This is a genomic window from Acetohalobium arabaticum DSM 5501 (assembly GCF_000144695.1).
Classification (GTDB): Bacteria; Bacillota; Halanaerobiia; order Halobacteroidales; family Acetohalobiaceae; genus Acetohalobium; species Acetohalobium arabaticum.
On the sequence record NC_014378.1, the window covers coordinates 1,367,141 to 1,386,276 of the forward strand.

Genomic DNA, 19,136 nt, shown 5'->3' on the forward strand with positions numbered 1-19,136 from the left:
CCTCCTAACTTTAACCAATAATCTTTCTTAACTCTGGTACTACCTCTGTTAATACATCAATCACATAATCTATTTCTTTTTTGGTATTCTCCGAAGATAGACTAAAGCGAATAGCCCCTTCCATAGCTTCATCATCCAAATCCATAGCCTGTAATACATGGCTAGGATCAGGAGTCTTCGATGAACAGGCAGATCCAGTAGACGCATAGATATTCTTCTCTTCTAAGGCATGGATCAATACTTCACCTTTAAGTCCTCTAAAGGACAGATTTAAGATATGTGAAACTCCATCTTTAGGTTCCGGTCCATTGATCTGGACCCCTTTAAAATTATCAATAATTCCTTCGGCTAACCGCTCCTTTAACTGCTTCATATAAAAGGTATCTTCTTTAAAGCCATCCCTAATTAAATCAGCCGCTCGGCCAAAACCAACAATTCCCGGCACATTTTCAGTTCCGCCTCGATATTCCATCTCTTGGCCTCCGCCAGTAAGCTGCGGTTTTAATCTTATATCTTTATCTATATATAAAGCACCTACTCCCTTAGGGCCGTGGATTTTATGGCTGCTTAGGGATAATAAATCTATATTCGGTCTATTAACATCCAACTCTAACTTACCTAAAGCCTGGACTCCATCCACATGAAGATATAGCCTACTATCTCTGTACTCATTTATAATCTTTTCCACTTCAGCAATCGGCTGAACTGTACCTACTTCACTATTAACCTGCATAATACTGACTAAGACTGTATTTTCCGAAACTGCTTCCTCTAACTGCTTGAGATCTACTCTACCCCTCTTATCTACATCAAGATAAACTACTTCCCATCCTTTCTCTTCTAACTCCTTTAAAGTATCTAAAACCGACGAATGTTCAACCTTAGTCGTAATAATCTGATTTCCATACCGCTGTAAAGCATTTAAAGTTCCCTTAATAGCCAAATTATTGGCTTCAGTACCGCCAGAAGTAAATATAATCTCCCGCTCATCAGCCTTAATAACTTTGGCCAAACTCCTTCTGGCCTGCTTAATTAATTTTTCTGCTTCTACTCCCATACTATGAAGCGAAGAAGGATTTCCATAAACATCTGTTAGAGGTTCCATCATCGCCTCAATAACTTCAAATTTTGGTTTAGTAGTTGCACTATTATCGAGATATACTTCATCCATAATTCTCCTCCTCGCTCATCCAAAGATTATCCTTGCTCCAATTTACTTTCAACAGAATCTATCTTCTGATCCATGCTGGCCTCTTTATCCCGGCGGTCATCAATCTTAATTGAAGTAGAAACCCGAACTGCTCCTTCATCAAAGGGAGTTTCATGTAACTTCTTAACTACAGCAAAGATAGTATCCAAGTCACCTTCAATAATCGTTCCCATCGGCGTTAATTGATACTCAATTCCTTCTTCTTCAACCAATACCTGCTGACAGCCAGCAACATACTTGCTCAAACTGGCATCTTCAGTTCCTAATGGTACCACTGTTACTTCTACAATCGCCATCAATTGACACCTCCTAATTAAAGATTACTAAATTTCTTAACTGCTCCACATCATAACTATAATCCAACACCCGGTTCAGCTCATCCAAATCTTTAATTTTATCAGCCATAAAGATTCTCATCGCCCGCTTTTTGCCGATACCAGGCAGCGCTTCTAATTCAGCCAATCCTGCCTGATTGAGATTAAAAGGCCAGGGAATTCCTGTTACCGACCTATAGCCGTAGTCGATAACCTTCACATCAAAGACTTTACCTACTTGACGCTGGCCAGGAACACCTATTAAGATTGGATAAGTCCCTAACTGTCTACCAAAGGAAATCTTACCCTGGCTCTTTTCGACAATAACCTCTTTGAGCAGTGTTCCTTTGGGGAATACCCGTTTAAGCATTGGCTGATTAATCTCTTCATTAATCTTATCCTTATATTCCTTAAATTCTTGCTTACTATAATTATAACCTGTCTCATATCCCTGAAGTGCATTCACCTGCCGGACATTAATTCTGCGTACCAAAAGATCCTTTTCAATAATCTTATGTAGAAACTTTAGATTCAACTCCATTGTCTGCTCCCGTTCTCCTTTAAGACCGTGTAATAAATTAAGACCAGGCAACAGCTTAGGCACTCCATCTTCATCACGATAGCCGCTGGCTTGATTCATAATCTCTATAGCCTGCATTGTCTTATCAGGAGTAGTACCGATATTATTGGCCTCAAGCACTTGAGGGTCAGCTGACTCCAATCCAAAAGCAGCTATATCACCAGCAGTATTGTAAGCAGCTATCATCTCTAACACTTCAGCTGATCGGTCAGGAAAATCAGCAATTGTGGCTGGATTTATATTATCCATATGTAATGTCTTTAAATCAGAAGCTACTTCTCTAATTCCAGTATATAAACTCTTAATAACTTCTGGATTAGGACATAACCTCCCCTCCTGTTCTTCCGCCTGATATAGCAATAAATCCGTCTGACAGCCTAAGCGAAAGTACTGATTACCCAAACTGGATAACTCAGCTACTTCCCCTATAATTCCTTCCAGACTTCTATGATATGTAATCTCTTTAAAGCCTTCACTACAGAAGGCACAATTCTCCTCTCTAGGACAGCCCCTAAACGTCTCTAATTCACAGACTAAATAAGGAAAATTAGGATGCTTAGTAGTAACTACAGCCCCTAGTCTAGCCCAGCGGTCTACAATCTCAACCGGATCTAATTCTGTTATTAAATTATTATTAGTAAATTCCTGGTAGACAGTCAATCCCGGAATTTCTGATGCAGTTTTATCTACAGAATTAATTTTTAGACCAGAATTAATAATGGGACCGCTTAAAATAACCTCTGGAGACTGCAACCTCTCTGTAAGACTTTCAATCTCCTGAAGTGAAATCGGTTTACCACCTAAGTACTTACCAGGAACAGTAGTTCCAGCAATAATAACTACAGCCTGAGACATCTTTAATCTGTTCAGTAACTCTTCTTTATTATCCCTAAACTGATCAATAGTTAAATAATCAATTTCCTCTTTTGCCAACCCTGCATCCCTTAATGCTCCATAGGTATACCGTACATGGGGAGCAATATAAGGAGGAACGCCTAAACAGGAGGGCTCATCAAGATAGCCATCTAAAATACTAACCTTCTGTCTGCTCATTTTACAACCTTCCCTTCACCAATATATCAAATTCAACACCATATTTATTATACCAATTAGCACCCAAAATTAAAAGCATCCATCTTAAAAAGATGAATGCTTAGACTGAAGTCTATTATAAATCTGTCTCATTCTTCACTAAGCCATCATATCTGTTAGGTAGAAGATTGAGAATGATTGACATTATCAAAACTCCAGCTGCTGCTATCCAGCCAATCTTAAGATCACTTACTGGATACCCAGCATAAGGCTGATTTAGCTCCATAACAAATGATCTAATCAGCATATAAGTCAAAAAGAGCGGAGTAATATACTTAATCATTATATCCCACCAGCGACCGACCTGAAAGTTAGAGATAGGATTGAAGAAATCTCGCAGTACTTCAGCTTTATAATACCAACCTATAACAACTGCCTCTAAGATTCCGATAACAGCAACACCAAACTGCATATTATAATGATCAATTATATCTAAAAAGTAGAGTCCGGCCCCAGTAGTAAAGAGAATACTAGCTATAAATCCAAGTCCACAGACAATTGTTGTTGCCTTCTTACGGCTGAGATTAAACTTATCCATTACCGGTGCCGATACCGCCTCTACCATAGAAATACTCGAAGAAATTCCTGCTATTCCTAAGGCAACAAAGAAAATAACTCCCAATACTGTATTGAAAGCAGGAAGCATATTAATCGCCTTTGGAAAAGCTACAAAAGCTAAACCGATACTCTGAGCAACCACTTCCTCTATCGGCTGCCCGGTCTGAGCCGCCATATATCCCAGAATCCCAAAGACTCCAATCCCTACAATAAAGCTAAAACTACAGTTAGCCAATGCAGTAATGAAAGCATTATTCACAATATCAGAATCCTCAGATAAGTAACTACCGTAAGCAATCATTACTCCAAAACAGACGCTTAAAGTAAAGAAGATCTGTCCATAGGCAGCCAACCAGACTCCAGGATTCAGTAAAGCAGCAAAATCCGGTTCTAAAAACTTATTAATTCCTTCGACTGCTCCCGGTAATGTAATTCCGCGAACTACAATAATTAACATTAATAATGCTAAAATCGGCATAAAAATCTTCGAAGCCTTTTCAACCCCGGCTTCAATTCCATTATAGACAATCACAAAATTAATTAACCAAACTACTAAAACTATCAATAGAACTGAAAGATTGACTCCTCCTAATTCACCAATACCTGAAGTTAACTGCAAGTGGGTATTATATAGAAAGGCTTCCGGATTACTACCCCAGGCCCCGCTGAAGGCATAGTAAATATATTTAAAACTCCAACTGATAATTACTGAATAATAAGAAATTAAAACAAAAGTTACTAGCGTAGACCACCAACCAAGCCACTCCCATTTTTCATCTACCTTAGTAAAGGAAAAAGGGGCAGAACCGCGCATCTTCTGGCCAAAACTAAACTCTAAAATTAATAAAGGAATTCCAGTAGTTAATAAAGCAAAAAAATAGGGAATTAAGAATGCTCCCCCACCATTATCATAAGCTACATAGCTAAAACGCCAGATATTACCCAATCCTACTGCCGAACCGATAGTTGCTAGAATAAAACCTAATCTCGATCCCCACTGATTCTCACTTGACTCCATTCTCTGCTCCTCCTTATTCTTTGCTAGTTATTTAAAGTCCTAATTAATATATCACCTCTTTTCTTAAAAGTCAAATAGTTAACATTTTCTGTTTGTTGACATTTCCAGCTAAATCTAATAAACTATTCAATGATTGGAGGTGCCTAGAGAATGAAGATGGGCGGTAGATCTTATAGAAATGGAATTCGACTTTTCGGCCAAAAATACTCTGTTAAAACCTATTATGAAGATGGTCAATTAAAATACGAAGTAGGTCAAAATGCTTTAGCCAATAATAAATTATTCTTATCAGCCAAAAAGATCCCTGTTTTAAGAGGAATGGTTAGCATTCTCTTTTCTATTTTCTATTTCTTAAAAGAAGCTATTCAGAAGCCAACAAAGTTTTGGCCTATTCTTCTATTTATTATATTTGATATCAGCTTAGAAATCTATTTTCAGTTATTCCCTAACAGTATTGCTTCGGTTTCATTCCTACCAACTCCGGCTAAAATTCCAGTTTACTTAGTAGTGGTTATTTCTATTATACTACTTCTGCGGATGACTATCTTACAAGAACTCTTTAAGTTTCATGGAGCAGAACATAAAGCTATTAACTATTATCAGTCCGATTATCAACAGAATATTGCTTCTCATTCAAGATTAGCAAGAAGGTGTGGAACTAACTTAGTTGTCTTTTATCTCTTCATTATCTTCATCTTTGAAACACTGGGATTGGGTTTTAACATTTATTTAGAAACTTTGGTAGCCATCGGTATTGCCTATGAATTCATTTTAATTCTACCGGAATCGATCTTGAATATCCCGTATCTTGTTCAAATGATTACTACTATTGAACCGGATTCTAAACATCTAAAGGCTGCTGAAAAAGCCCTCGATATCTTAATTAGTATGGAAGAAAGGGATAAATAATACCAGTAGCCTTTCTTTCAAACAAAATATTCAATTTCAGCCTTCGGAAGTCTATCTTTAATTAACTCAGCTAAATATGTCCGTAATTGTTCAGCTGTCTCTTCATCATAGACATACTTACCAAAGCCTTTATGCTTCTTTTGGTCCTTACTAAAGTCCAACTTAGTTTCCGGATATCGTTCCTGAATTATATTCTTAGTCCGTGTGCTGAACCTAAACATAATCAATTCAAAACTCAATTCTGAATTTTGAAAATCACTAAAGGCTGTAGCTAACTTATCAATCATCCTTTTATACTCCTGTTTCCAATTCTCATGCAGCATAATTGGAGCAATAATAAAGCCTACTGGATAGCCTGCTTCTTTAAGTTTGTAGGCTGCCTGTAAGCGCGAAGTTAAAGAAGGAGTTAGATTTTCAAACTCTCTTATTACATAAGCAGAATTAATACTATACCTAAACCGCGTCTTTTCATTATGATCTATATTTAAAAATGAATCAATATTATCAAATTTAGTAGCTACCCTTAATAACGCATCATCACGCTGGCTAAAAAAATTAATCATTCTACCCAATACTCCAGTAATATGCTCTAAAGCAATAGGATCAGAAGAACTACTGGCTTCAAAAGTTGTTATCTCCTTTTCACTCTTTTTTATATGCTTCTTAATAGCATCCAGAATTTCATCTATATTAACATAGACTCTAGGATAGACTGCCGAACCTAAATTAGTAGCTAAATAACAGTATTCACACCTACCGGGACAGCTAGTATTTCCCACTACTCGATAATCAGCCGAAGGCTGACAGGATTTAAAGCGGAGCGTCTTCTTGACCCCCACTACCAATGTTTCTTTAGCCTTTTCAAACAACTCCAGGGGTGTCATCTGTTCCTTCCATTTAACTCTATTATGGGATTCAATCATTCTTACCGGCACTTCTTTATCCTCATACCTTTCTTTAATCTCAGCTCCTAACTCATAATCAAGAGCCTGCTCTTCAATTAAGACCGATTTGGGTTCAAAAGCTTTCATCTTTCCAGCTCCTCTTTTAATTCAAATTCAGTATTATTTAAATCTTTTATTAACAGCTGATATAATTGATAGGCTTCATCTCCTTTAAAGAACTCAAAATCAAGAATGTAGTTACAGTGCTGACAGGTATCAATAACTATAATTTCAACCGGAGGAATTGGATTTTCTTTGATATTAATTAGACTATAATACGGCAGGCGAACAACCCGTTTGTTTTTTGATAATTCTTTTTTACAGGAAGGACAGATAGTATGCTCATCTTCTATTTTAGAAATAACAGTGGCTAATCTATCTATCTCCAGATTAGTTAATAACCTTTTTTGATCTGTAATTATATTTCTAGTTGTCTCTGCTAGTAGACCATCATTATTTATTTCTGATTGGAGCTCCTCTTCATTCAACTCATCCAGCAATCTATATGCTTCCTGTAATTCAAACTTTACTTCCTTAATTAAACGATCAATTAACATAACTTAAATTTCAACTCCTCACTACAATGTTTAGTTTAATCTACCTCTTTATACGTTTAGTTTTATAAACTAGAATTACTATTATACTTTCAAATACTGGCTTAATTACAAATAAAAAAAGCACCTGCCGTTCAGCAGATGCTTAACATTAATCTAACAGATATTCCATAACCTCTAATGACAGGTCTTCTTTCTTTTTTAATTTATCAACATCAGTTTTAGCAGTAGTTACTCCCTTAAATACTGCTTCAGTTACTTTATTCATAACTTCCGGATCAAAAGCATTAGGAAGAATATTATCCGCCGCTGGTTTCTCAACTAAACTGGCTACAATCTTAGCAGCAATTAATTGAACTTCCAGTGAAAGCCGCTTCTGTCTGTTCTGTAGTAGCCCTTTAATTAAGCCAGGAAAGACTAACTGACTATTAATCTTCTCCCCTTCTTCAAAGTCAAACATATCCATCCGAGGAGCCTCTTTTGCAATTGAATCAGCTAAAGAAAAGATAATCGGTTTTTCTTTCATATTATGGACTACATGTTGATTCAGTATATCTCCAAATCCATTCCCCAGCAGAACATCAGCTCCATCTAAAGCCTCTTCTAAATTCGTTTCCATAATGTTAACTCTGGATTTCCGGTCTATTCTTTTCTTAATTAAACTAAACTTACTATCCTTTGGTTCAAAAATTCCAAATTTATCATAAAGAGTTACCTCCTTTACCTCAGCTGTCAACAATAACTCAATAATTGCTAAATTAGCAATCTCACTTCCAAATATTACCACATTCAAGTCCTCTAAAGACTTATCTACTACCTGTAAAGCATTGTATAAAGCTGCCAAAACAGCAATAGCCCTTCCCTGTTGGTCATCATGATAAACAGGAATCGATAATTGGTTCTGTAATCTATACTGTAATTCAATACACTCAGGAGCAGCAATATCTTCTAAAAAGATAGCTCCATAAGCCGGCGCTAAATTCTTAATTGTAGCAGCCAACTTATCAATATCCATTATATCCAAACAGATAGGAACCGCTTCTACTTCAGCATACTTTTCTAATAATTTAACCTTACTTTCCACAATCGGTAATACCGCATCGGCTCCTATTTCACCTAAATGTAGAACCGACGAACCATTAGAAATGACAGCTACTCTCCTACCTTTATCGGTATATTTATAAATCTTTTCGGGGTCATTGACTATTTCTTGTAAAAAGTCAGTCCTACTCTTAGCTCTTCTATCTTGCTTCCGACCCTGCTGTTTTTTTGTGTCTACCTGTTTATTTTGAACTTCTTTCTTTTCCTTTTCTTCAGGAGTCTCATAACCCATTAATGCATCTTCTTTAATTATCATCCCTTAATACCTCCCCTGTTTGGTTAACTGCAGATACTAAACCTCTTTCTGTAGAATACTATCCAGCAACTTGACGCCATTCTCTACATCACTATAATCCACTACTTCGCTTGGAGTATGAATATAACGAGCCGGAATGGATAAGACTCCAGTCGGTACTCCCTTACGTGTTAGATGAATACTACCGGCATCAGTACCACCAAACTCCAAAACCTCCAACTGATAAGAAATCTCTTGTTCTTCAGCCGTCGATACCATTAAATCTTTAACTTTAGGATGGGTAATCACCGATCTATCCTTAACCTTAATTGCTGGTCCTTCTCCTAACGAAACCGCCATTCTTCTTGACTCTGGTGTATCACCAGTGCCGGTTACATCAACTGCAATCCCTAAGTCAGGATTGATTCCAAAAGCTGAAGTCTGGGCTCCTCTAATTCCCACTTCTTCTTGAACAGTAAAAACAAAATAAGTATCATTAGCTAAAGTCGAGAGATTCTTAATAGTTTCAATTAAAAGAGCACAGCCGGCTCTATTATCCAGCGATTTAGCAAGCAACCTATCGCCTAAATCAGAAAATTCACGTTTATAGGTAGCCACATCACCGATATTAATTTCTTCTTTTACGTCCTCTTTACTATCTAACCCTACATCAATATACATCTTGCTGAACCTTAATTTTTTAATGCTATCTAACTCCTCTTTACTAATAACTCCTTCTAAACCATTTCCAAAAATCACCCTCTCTCCCAATAAGATATAAGGCGAAACACCGCCGACATTAGAAAATCTAATGAATCCATCTTCATCAATATGGGTAACTATCAAGCCTATCTCATCCATATGGGCGGCCAGCATTACCTTTTTATCACTGCTTCCTTCCTTATAAGTAATTAAATTTCCCAACTTATCTACTCTAATCTCATCCACTTCATCTTCAAGCTCAGATCTAATTAAGTTTCTTATCTCTTCTTCATGACCGGAAGGTCCATAAGCTTCTGTTAGACGTTTAATTATCTCTTTCAAGACTAATACCTCCTTGGGCTAATTTTACAGAAAATTTATCAACTAAATCGTGAGTCGTTTGATAATCATCCAGATTTAACATAGAAGCAGGCGAATGTATATAGCGTACCGGAACAGAGATAACTGCCGTTGGAATTCCTTCTTTTGAGAGATGAACCCGGCCGGCATCAGTTCCCGCAGCTGTAGACTTTCTGAACTGATAATCTATTTCCTCTTTTTCAGCTACAGTAATAATCTCCTGCAGCAGACTGCGGTTAGGAATTATTGTAGCATCCATTATAGTTAACGCAGGTCCTTCTCCAACTGTAGTAGAGTAGGCATGTTCCTTACTTTCCGGCACATCAGAGGCAGTAGTCCCCTCTAAAACTAAAGCTAAATCAGGTTCAAGATCATAGACAGCCGGACCTGCTCCTCTAAGTCCAACTTCCTCCTGTACAGAAAAGATACCATAAACAGGAAAATTATAATTCTGCTTGAGTAACTTAATTAATAATGAACAGCCGACTCGGTCATCAAAGGCTTTTCCTTTTACTGTCTTGTCATTTAACTGAGAAAACTTCGTACTAAAAGTAGCAGTATCACCTATCTGGACCAACTTCTTAGCAGCCTGTTCATCCTTAGCCCCAATATCAATATATAGCTGCTTAATCCGAAGCGGTTTTCTGCGTTCAGCAGGCTTCTGTAAATGAATTGCTTTAGCACCAATCACGCCTGGAACTTTATCATCACCGATTACTACCTGTTTTGAAACCAGAATTCTTTTATCGACAGCCCCTACTGGTTTGAAGCTTAAAAGACCATTCTTTTCTATATTTGTAATCATTAAACCAATTTCATCCATATGGGCCGCTACCAGTAATGTTGGTAAAGACGGATTACCTTCTTTATAAGTAATCAAATTGCCCAACGCATCAGTCTTGACTTCATCAACATAATCGGCTACTTCTTCTTTAATAAGATCTCTTACTTCATCTTCTGCCCCTGAAATTCCTACTGCCTCAGATAACTTACCTAAAAGCATCTTAATCCCTCCACAAACTCAGCGTCAACCTGATTAATAAAGTTAGCCAACAGGCGACCAGCCTGTTTAATATCTGTTAAATCCAAAGTTTCTACCGAAGTATGCATATAGCGAAGAGGAATCGAAATTAAAGCAGTGGGAATGCCGCTTCTCGTAACCTGAACAGCAAAGGCATCTGTCCCGCGAGGAGTAGTTTCAGCATTAATTTGATAAGGAATCTCATATTCATTAGCTATCTCTTTTAACTTTTTATGCAATTTAGGATGTATCTGGGGGCCTAAAACAATTACTGGCCCATCACCTAACTTGGCTGTATCCTCCTCAGAAGTACCCGGCATCTTGCCATGGCCGACATCGATTACAATTCCGATATCAGGTACAATTCCGTAGGTGCTGGTAGTTGCTCCTCTGACTCCTACTTCTTCCTGTACAGTAGCCGTCGGATAGACATCAGCTGTATGATGTAAACGCTGCAGCTCCTTTAGACATTCCAGTATTACCGTCACACCTGATCTATCATCCAATGCTTTACCGCTAACTCTGTTACCATCTAACTCACTAAACCGACGTTCAATCACTGCTAAGTCTCCAACAGAAACTAAGTCAGTTACTTCTTTATTATCTCGACCTACATCTATATACATATCCTCTATCTTAACTGCCTTATTTCTCTCCTCCTTTTCCTGAACATGAGGCGGTTTAGCTCCAATAATCCCCTTAATAGCCTTCTTACCATATATAGTTACCTCTTGTCCAACAAGGGTTCGCTGATCAATTCCACCTACAGTAGTAAACTTAATAAATCCATCATCATCTATATCTTTAACCATTAAACCAATTTCATCCATATGAGCAGCCAACATAATCTGGAGCTTATCTTTTCTTTTATCTTCTCCTTCTTTTAAAGCAATTAAATTACCTAATGTATCAGTCTTGATTTCATCAGTATAATCACTGAAGCTCCCTCTTATAATTTCTGCAACTTTTTCTTCTCTACCTGAAACTCCAGTATAACCGGATAATTTCTCAAGAAAATCTCTATTTTCCAAACTTAGTCCTCCCTTCAAAATTTTAAATTATTGGATACAGAATTATCGAATATATAATCAGCTCCATACTGATAATAAGATTAACATTTTAAGGGGGCATACTATGAAGAACAAAACTCTACAGAGTATAATTCTAATTATTATATTATTCCTTCTACCGCTTATACTTAACAGTACAGATCCAAATTATCATAAATCAAAAATAAAAAGAAATATTAAAATTAAACTAAAGAACCAAAAATTTAATCTTTTTTCAACTATAAATTTTCCAAACCAGAATACTCTCCAGCTTAATGTAAATAAAACTTCTAAACAGGTCAGCCTTTTGAGCATCTATACAACTCCTCTTAAAGATGATAATCCTCAGCGAACCAATAATATTAGAATTGCCTTACAAAAATTAAATAACAGAATAATTCAGCCCCAAGAAGAATTTTCATTTAACCAACAGATTGGTAATCTAACTCCAGAAAATGGTTATCAACCGGCTCCAGCTATTATTAATAACCGTCTCCAGCCGGCCTACGGGGGTGGAGTCTGTCAGGCTTCTTCCACTTTATATAATACTCTACTACAAGCTGAATTAAAAATCACAGAAAGACATCCCCACTCTTCTCCAGTTGATTATGTGCCACAAGACAGGGATGCTACTATAGTTCCAAATGTTAAAGATTTAAAATTCAAGAATAACAAAGAATCCCCCATCCTGATCAGAAGTGAAATTCTTGAAAACAAGGTAGTTATCTTCTTATTTAAAATTCATAATTCTGAGTATAGTTTAAATCGACTGAATAAATCCTATTCATTCTGATTTGCTTAAATATACAATAATAAAAGAATAATTATAATTACTAACAGAAGAAACAACAATATTAAACCTATAGGGAAACCCAGCTCAAATCCTATATTGGTTTCTTCCTGTTTATCTCTTAACGCTATCTTTATCTCTCCCTTAACTAACAATTTCCCGTAAATTTTAGGTCCAAACTCCAACATCAAGGTATATCGGTCCGATTGTTCATTAAAATGAATATCTGTAATCTTACCCACAGCAACGCCCTTTTCTTCAGTACTGATTAGTTCTGCTAAATAACGACCTACTTCCCGTTCATCAATAATTCTGACTAAAATCTCATCTCCTATCTCCAGCTCCTTAACTTTACATCCTTTAATTGCTGAAATAACCGGAACAGACTTAAGATAAATAGATAACTGCATATTTTCTGTTTCTTCTTCCTCATCTTCCTTATTATCATCAAATTCAACTGTTGTCTTTCGAGCTAACTGTGTTTTGGTCAATAAACCTGTTCCAATCTCTAACTCAATCTTCTTATTAAAAATAGGATTTAGAAGGTCCCGGATCATTCCTTTGATCCCTGGCAGACAGTCCTCTTTAACATTAGTAAATAATTCAAACAGCTGGGCTGAATTCAGTTCATCAGTAAAAGAATTTCTAATATCTTTATCATATGTAGTTCCGCTTCCTTCTTTAACCTCTTCAATTGTCCTATCAAAGACTTTATTATTAATATCTACCCCTATACTCCACAGCTCCCGTTTGTAAGTAGTAATTACATTTAGCCTTAATATTTCTCCCTCCTTGCCATTACCAATTAAATTAACTAAGCCATAAACCTTATTACTTCCTTCAGTTTCAAACTTAATATGTAAAGCAAAGAATGGTTTATCTACATAATCAACCATCTGCAACGCTTCTTCAATATCTCCCTCAGCCAAATCCAGAGCTAACTCTGCTTCTGTTTCATCAAGATCACTATTCTCTTGAATCACCTGTATTTTGGAATCCATCTAACCACACCTTACCTTGCTATATGTTTATATTTTATTTCTTGGTTCTTGCATAATATTCCTTTATCAAAAAGAAATAAAAAAGCAAAGACTAACCTACAGAGCCAGCCTTTGCCTAATTTAATACATCTATCTTTTTCACTTAAATTATTCAGTTTCACTTTTTAAATCTTCTAAGATTGATCTTAATTCTTCAATTGCTTCACCGTATTCAGTCCAGTTTCCCTCCTGAAGATTAGTCTGAGCTTCATTATAAAGCTCTAAGGCACGTTCAGTTAAATTCTGCACTCCAATTATTTCCTGTTCTATTTCTTCCTCTGGTACATCAGGTGCATCAGCTTCACCTTCAAATAGTTTAGCAAAAGCTAAATCTAGATTACGGGCCATGACTACTCGATTACCATCCGAAACAATAACCCGCTTCATTTCCGGAAGATCACTTTGATCAGACTGGAGATAGATCGGTTCTACATATAAAATCGAATCCTCAATCGGAATAACCAGCAGATTACCCCGTATTACTCTTGAACCTTTCTGGTCCCAGAGACTAAGCTGGCGAGAAATGGTTGAATTCTGATCTATCCTCGACTCAATCTGCATCGGCCCATAGATTAAGCGCTGCTTAGGAAACTTATAAAGTAATAACTTACCATAATCCTCCTGATCAGATCTAGCTGCCAACCAGGAAATCATATTATTCTTTCTGTTAGGAGTAAAAGGCTGCATCAAAAGAAACTCTTCTTCCTTGTGTTCAGGAAGCTGCATAATTGTATAGTACGGCTGCATCTCAACAGTATTTCCGGCTAGCTTCTCAGTAGGAATCTTCCATAAATCCTCCTTATTATAAAATACAGTCGGATTAGTCATATGATAGGTACTATATAACTGAGTCTGAATTTTGAATAAATCCTCCGGATATCTAATATGATTCTTTAAATCGTCAGACATCTCGGCAAACGGCTTAAATAACTCAGGGAATATCTTACTATAGGTCTGAACTAATGGATCAGAATCATCAATAATATAGAAATTAGTCTCTCCCGTATAGGCATCAATAACCACCTTCACTGAATTTCGAATATAGTTAAGGGAATTATTATAAGGCTCAGAATAAGGATACATATCAGTAGTAGTATAAGCATCCTGCATCCAGTATAACTTCCCATCATCACCTATAACCATATAAGGGTCACTATCATAACTTAAGAAAGGAGCAATCTTATTAACCCGCTGTTGAATATTACGATAGAAAAGCAAGCGGCTCTCACTGCTGATATCACCATTTAAAATCATCTTAGCACTACTGAATCTAGAAGCGAAAGCTAACTGCTTAATAATCGAATCTAACTGAACTCCACCTGAACCCTGATAAGTATTATAAGCATTCTGGTCCCCCATCGGATAATCAAATTCTTGTTCTTGATTATTGGCTACAACATAGTTATTAGTCTGTTCTCCATAATAAATTCTGGGCTCAGTAATATTTAAATCCGTCTCCGATTTAGGAGGTATATTCTTAATTAAAAAGTCAGGCAACCCCTCAGGACTAACACGATTGGCTAAGTTCATAGCTACACCAAAACCATGTGTGTACTTCAACTTACGGTTAATCCAAGTGTTAGCTCGACTCGGCAGTTGATCCTGATTTAATTCTCTCGGTGACAACATTACCTGACGATATTCTCCATCGATCTCATACCGGTCGATATCAATATCAGCAAAATTATAATAGAGTCTCATCTCCTGTAGCTGACTATAAGTCGATTTTAGAGGCCGGCTATCCCAGAGTCTAATATTGCTAATTGTTTCCGGATTATTCTCAATATCCTCATATCTTAATTTCCCTTGTACGGGATAAGGACTTTCTTCAATTTCATCTAAATTATATGCTTCTTTAGTCATCTGAATATTATACTTAATATAAGGCCGCTCTTTAGTCAATTCATTAGGCTCTACATTAAACTGCTGAATTATCTGTGGATAGATACTGCCTAATAGAATTGAAGCAACCAGTAAAACTATTATTCCTCCAAAAACCAACTTTAAATTCTTGGTAAAAATATTGATAATCATAAACACAGCTACTAAAGCTGCTAGTACAGCTAAAACATTTAAAGCAAATAAGCTGGCATTCACATCAGTATAACTGGCTCCAAAGGCAACTCCCCGGGTAGAATAAAGCAGATCATACCTGGATAATAGATAGCCCCAGGCCTTAAGCAGCATAAATAATGCTACTAAGACAGAAAGATGGTATTTAGCCCGCGAACCCTGCGTAATATTCCGCGTCAATAGCTGTTTAGAATTAATGAATAGATAAATTACAGCTGATAACACACCACTAACCACTAATAAAATAGTTAATAATTGATAAATAAACTTATAGAATGGTAATTCAAAAATATAAAAACCGATATCATTATTAAAGATAGGATCAGTAATATTAAATGGAGTACTATTTAGAAATTCCTTTACTATCCGCCAGACATCGGAACTGATCGAACTAAACAACAGACTAACCAGAATACTGACCCCTAAAAACACCCAGGTTAAATTTCTACTAGTAACCAATTCTAAAAATGAATTTCTCTGGTCTGCCAACGGATCATCAATATATTCCACATTTTCTTCTCTCTGCTTATAATCTAAAATTTCTTTCTTAGTAATCAACAGATTGATAAAAACAAAGACAGTAAAAAAGAGCATAATCCCTAACTTAATCCAGATATTAGTAAAAAAGATTGTTTTGAAGACTGATAGGTACTCTATACTGCTAAACCAAAGCCAATCAGTATAAAAATTAATCCCTAATAAAGCAAGCGAACCAAGAATTAATCCCGCAATAACTATTATAAAAATTATTCTCCTTATCGAATTCAAAGTATCCCTCCTCTTTAAGTCATTTCTACCTTTAGGTATTTTTCCCTTTTTATAGTCTGGGATAATTCCCTACTTATTATGCAGGCCAACTAATAAAATGTTAAAAAAAGAAGCAGAGGAAATAATCCCCTGCTTCTTTAAAGCACTTCAATTTATCTTTATTATTTTTTTCTGAATTGATTTAAGAAGGAATCACAATAAACGTCATTATTTAGTACAATTTCAGCAGTTGCAACAGCATCAATTAAATCTTCATCATTAGCCTCAGCAATAACTGAATCCAAGCCGACTGCCATAGCCATAACTAAGAAAGTACGGTTAATTAACTTCATGTTATTACAATTCTGAGAAACATTACTTAAACCTAACACAGTATTCGGTGCTGGATCAGCAAGCTTCTTTACTCGCTGAATTGTTTCTAATACTTCTGGTGCATGATCCTGAGCTACATTTACCGGTAGAATTAATGGATCAATGAATAGATTCTCCATAGGGATACCGCGGGCATCCGCATTAGCTATAATCTCCATTGCCTTAGCAGTTCTAGTTTCAGCATCCTTAGGTACTCCACTCTTATCCATAGCTAGACCGATTACGTTAGCATCATACTCTGCTACTAATGGCAAGATTGATTCCATTTTTTCTGGCTGAGCAGTAGTAGAATTAATCATAGCACTTCCCTCATGAACTTCCAGTCCAGCTTCAATAGCATCAACATTAGTAGTATCAAGTGCTACTGGAGCATCAACTTCATCCTGAATAACCTCTACTAACCACTTCATTACCTCAGGAGAATCTTCAACAGCCGGCCCTACATTAGCATCAAGATAGTCAGCTCCTGCTTCTACCTGCTTTACAGCCCACTCTTGAATTGGCTCTGGATCTTCATTCTTAATTGCTTCCCCAATGTCATTGAACATTCCATTAATTCTTTCTCCAATAATAATCATTTCTTAATTTAACCCCCTTAATTTTATTTAAATCCTAAATTTTACTCATAGGAACTTTCAGTCATTAACTCTTCAATACCTGCTTCAATATTTTCTTTAGACTCTGGATGACGGGCAACTAAGATATCAGCACCACCTTGCAACACTGTAGTGCCCATTGCAGTTTCCCACTGGATACCTCGAGTGCTTAACTCACCCCAACCTGGCTTTTCTTCTTCAGAAGCTTGAGTTTCTTTTACATCCCAGGCTTCTTCACCGATGAAATTAATCATTGGCATTGCCAGCATATCATCATCACGCAAAGCTCCTAATCGAATTCTTTCCATTACAGAATAAGAGTACTCCATTCCATAACCTAAGCTACTTACTAATGGATCAATAACAATTTGGTTTGTTTTTACTTTCATATCTGTAAGTAAGATATTCAACTGCTTACAGATATTCATGTCTACTGGTGATTGAGCAATCACATTATGGTCATGGACCATACAAGCAGCAGCAATTGTGGAATGATTCTCTTCTTCAGCAAAGCCGATTAATAGATTTTCTCCTTCTGCAGCCTCTGCAGCAGCCTTTAAAATTTCATTATCTTTCTCTTCATCGCCACAGCCGAGGATAATTAACGGTACTCCTACTGCATCTAATACTTCTTCTACTGTTTCAGCAATTTCTTCTGCAGATCGATCCTGACCAATTGGATCAGCACTAGTTAATCGCAAAGCAATTAATTCAGCACCATATTCTTCAACACATTTTTTAGCCCATTTAGCAGGATCATCCCAGACATCACCCCAAACTTCAGCTAATGGCTCAGGCCAATCCTTCGGCTCTTCATCAAGAATTTCCAGAGCTACAACTGGCTTATTAGGAATTTCCCCCTCAAAGTGTAAAAATGGTAACGTAGTTTCTCCTCCTACTGTAACCGTAGAAGTTCTAGTTCCTCCTTCTTCTTCTGTAGCACCAATAGTTAGTTCTTCTACTTGACCATCCCAATTCTGTTTTGCTATTTCAACTGCCATTTTATACTCTCCTTTCTTTAGTTAAATTTTTAATTAACATAGCTATTTTATAATTAAGATTAAAAGACTCTTAATTGGCTGTTAATCAGCCAATACTGTCTTTTCTACAATCTTCTCCACAGACTCTACAACTGCAGACTCATCAGGTAAATCTATCAAAGGCTTACCATGCAAATCATACTCAAGAATCTCTTCATCCCGGGGAACTGTACCAATAACTTCTAACCCGGTTTTATCTATCTCATCCTGTAAGATTTCAAGCTCATTCCCTGTTGTCTTGGTAACAACTAAATATATTTGATCTACCTTCAAATCCAGATCATCCACGATTTCTTTTACTCTACCAGCAGATCTAATCCCCCGGGCACTAGCATCACTGATAACATATAAAGCATCTATATCCTGAGTAGTCCTACGGCTTAAATGTTCCAGTCCCGCTTCATTATCCATTACCATATAAGGATAATTATCATTTAACTTATCTATAAATTTCTTTAACAGATCGTTAGGATAACAGTAACACCCAGATCCTGTTGGACCTCCCATTACCAGTAAGTCTACATCCTTCTCTTCAGATAAAGCACTGCTTAATTGGAGTTCCATATAATTGATCTTATCCATTCCCGGTGGAATCTCATCCTTTTTATCTTTAAATTCCTCTAAAACCCTGGTTATCTTAGCCTGGACTTCCATACCTAATGCTTCATTTAAATTAGCATTGGCATCAGCATCTACAGCCAAAATAGGCCGTTCATCATTCTTGATTAATGCTCTAATCATTAAAGCAGTAAAGGTAGTTTTTCCTGTCCCACCTTTCCCTGCTACCGCTATATTCACAATATTCCCTCC

At 36.6% G+C, this 19,136-nt stretch carries 17 protein-coding genes; 2 read left to right on the forward strand and 15 right to left on the reverse strand.

Features of this window, described 5'->3' with window-relative positions; translation table 11 throughout:
* Window positions 1–10 precede the first annotated feature (10 nt).
* The 4 genes from acear_RS06635 to acear_RS06650 all read right to left on the reverse strand — a co-directional run bounded on the left by acear_RS06635 (window position 11) and on the right by acear_RS06650 (window position 4,772).
* Entirely contained in the window at window positions 11–1,171 is a 1,161-nt protein-coding gene (locus acear_RS06635) for a cysteine desulfurase family protein (protein WP_013278244.1), read from the reverse strand.
* Window positions 1,172–1,197: 26 nt separating this feature from the next.
* Window positions 1,198–1,506 carry an MTH1187 family thiamine-binding protein gene (locus acear_RS06640; protein ID WP_013278245.1) on the reverse strand — a complete coding sequence of 103 codons (309 nt, stop codon included), beginning with the start codon at window positions 1,504–1,506 and terminating at the stop codon, window positions 1,198–1,200.
* 13 nt (window positions 1,507–1,519) lie between these two features.
* Entirely contained in the window at window positions 1,520–3,157 is a 1,638-nt protein-coding gene (locus tag acear_RS06645; RefSeq protein WP_013278246.1) for a radical SAM protein, read from the reverse strand.
* A gap of 115 nt (window positions 3,158–3,272) precedes the next feature.
* Entirely contained in the window at window positions 3,273–4,772 is a 1,500-nt protein-coding gene (locus acear_RS06650; RefSeq protein ID WP_013278247.1) for a sodium-dependent transporter, read from the reverse strand.
* A gap of 150 nt (window positions 4,773–4,922) precedes the next feature.
* Between acear_RS06650 and acear_RS06655 the strand changes: the two genes are divergently transcribed.
* Entirely contained in the window at window positions 4,923–5,681 is a 759-nt protein-coding gene (locus tag acear_RS06655) for a DUF1385 domain-containing protein (RefSeq protein WP_013278248.1), read from the forward strand.
* A gap of 17 nt (window positions 5,682–5,698) precedes the next feature.
* Here acear_RS06655 and splB read toward each other — a convergent pair whose 3' ends face one another.
* The 6 genes from splB to acear_RS06685 all read right to left on the reverse strand — a co-directional run bounded on the left by splB (window position 5,699) and on the right by acear_RS06685 (window position 11,629).
* A complete protein-coding gene (splB, locus tag acear_RS06660; protein WP_013278249.1) occupies window positions 5,699–6,712 on the reverse strand; it encodes a spore photoproduct lyase in 1,014 nt (337 codons plus the stop codon).
* Window positions 6,709–7,182, reverse strand: a complete 474-nt coding sequence (locus acear_RS06665; RefSeq protein WP_013278250.1) for a hypothetical protein — start codon at window positions 7,180–7,182, stop codon at window positions 6,709–6,711. The genes splB and acear_RS06665 overlap by 4 nt, the downstream gene beginning before the upstream one ends.
* A gap of 148 nt (window positions 7,183–7,330) precedes the next feature.
* Complete coding sequence (locus acear_RS06670; protein WP_013278251.1) at window positions 7,331–8,536, reverse strand: NAD(P)-dependent malic enzyme; 1,206 nt, start codon at window positions 8,534–8,536, stop codon at window positions 7,331–7,333.
* A gap of 36 nt (window positions 8,537–8,572) precedes the next feature.
* Window positions 8,573–9,559: a M42 family metallopeptidase gene (locus acear_RS06675; RefSeq protein ID WP_013278252.1), complete on the reverse strand. Its 987-nt coding sequence runs from the start codon at window positions 9,557–9,559 to the stop codon at window positions 8,573–8,575.
* The gene (locus tag acear_RS06680; RefSeq protein WP_013278253.1) at window positions 9,543–10,580 is read right to left on the reverse strand and encodes a M42 family metallopeptidase; all 1,038 of its coding nucleotides are present in this window, start codon (window positions 10,578–10,580) and stop codon (window positions 9,543–9,545) included. Before acear_RS06680 ends, acear_RS06675 begins: the two co-directional genes overlap by 17 nt.
* A complete protein-coding gene (locus tag acear_RS06685) occupies window positions 10,571–11,629 on the reverse strand; it encodes a M42 family metallopeptidase (protein ID WP_013278254.1) in 1,059 nt (352 codons plus the stop codon). The genes acear_RS06680 and acear_RS06685 overlap by 10 nt, the downstream gene beginning before the upstream one ends.
* A gap of 103 nt (window positions 11,630–11,732) precedes the next feature.
* Between acear_RS06685 and acear_RS12150 the strand changes: the two genes are divergently transcribed.
* Window positions 11,733–12,440: a VanW family protein gene (locus tag acear_RS12150; RefSeq protein ID WP_013278255.1), complete on the forward strand. Its 708-nt coding sequence runs from the start codon at window positions 11,733–11,735 to the stop codon at window positions 12,438–12,440.
* 5 nt (window positions 12,441–12,445) lie between these two features.
* Here the strand turns inward: acear_RS12150 and acear_RS06695 are convergent, their stop codons facing one another.
* From acear_RS06695 to acear_RS06715, 5 genes are all read right to left on the reverse strand, one after another.
* Window positions 12,446–13,438 (reverse strand): DUF4899 domain-containing protein, encoded by a 993-nt coding sequence (locus tag acear_RS06695; protein ID WP_013278256.1) that lies wholly within the window; start codon window positions 13,436–13,438, stop codon window positions 12,446–12,448.
* 147 nt (window positions 13,439–13,585) lie between these two features.
* Window positions 13,586–16,318 (reverse strand): UPF0182 family membrane protein, encoded by a 2,733-nt coding sequence (locus acear_RS06700; protein ID WP_013278257.1) that lies wholly within the window; start codon window positions 16,316–16,318, stop codon window positions 13,586–13,588.
* Between the two features lie 161 nt (window positions 16,319–16,479).
* Window positions 16,480–17,268 carry a methyltetrahydrofolate cobalamin methyltransferase gene (locus acear_RS06705; RefSeq protein ID WP_013278258.1) on the reverse strand — a complete coding sequence of 263 codons (789 nt, stop codon included), beginning with the start codon at window positions 17,266–17,268 and terminating at the stop codon, window positions 16,480–16,482.
* A 41-nt stretch (window positions 17,269–17,309) separates the two neighbouring features.
* Window positions 17,310–18,287 carry a CO dehydrogenase/acetyl-CoA synthase subunit delta gene (gene cdhD / locus acear_RS06710; RefSeq protein ID WP_013278259.1) on the reverse strand — a complete coding sequence of 326 codons (978 nt, stop codon included), beginning with the start codon at window positions 18,285–18,287 and terminating at the stop codon, window positions 17,310–17,312.
* Between the two features lie 81 nt (window positions 18,288–18,368).
* A complete protein-coding gene (locus tag acear_RS06715; protein ID WP_013278260.1) occupies window positions 18,369–19,124 on the reverse strand; it encodes an ATP-binding protein in 756 nt (251 codons plus the stop codon).
* Between the last annotated feature and the right edge of the window lie 12 nt (window positions 19,125–19,136).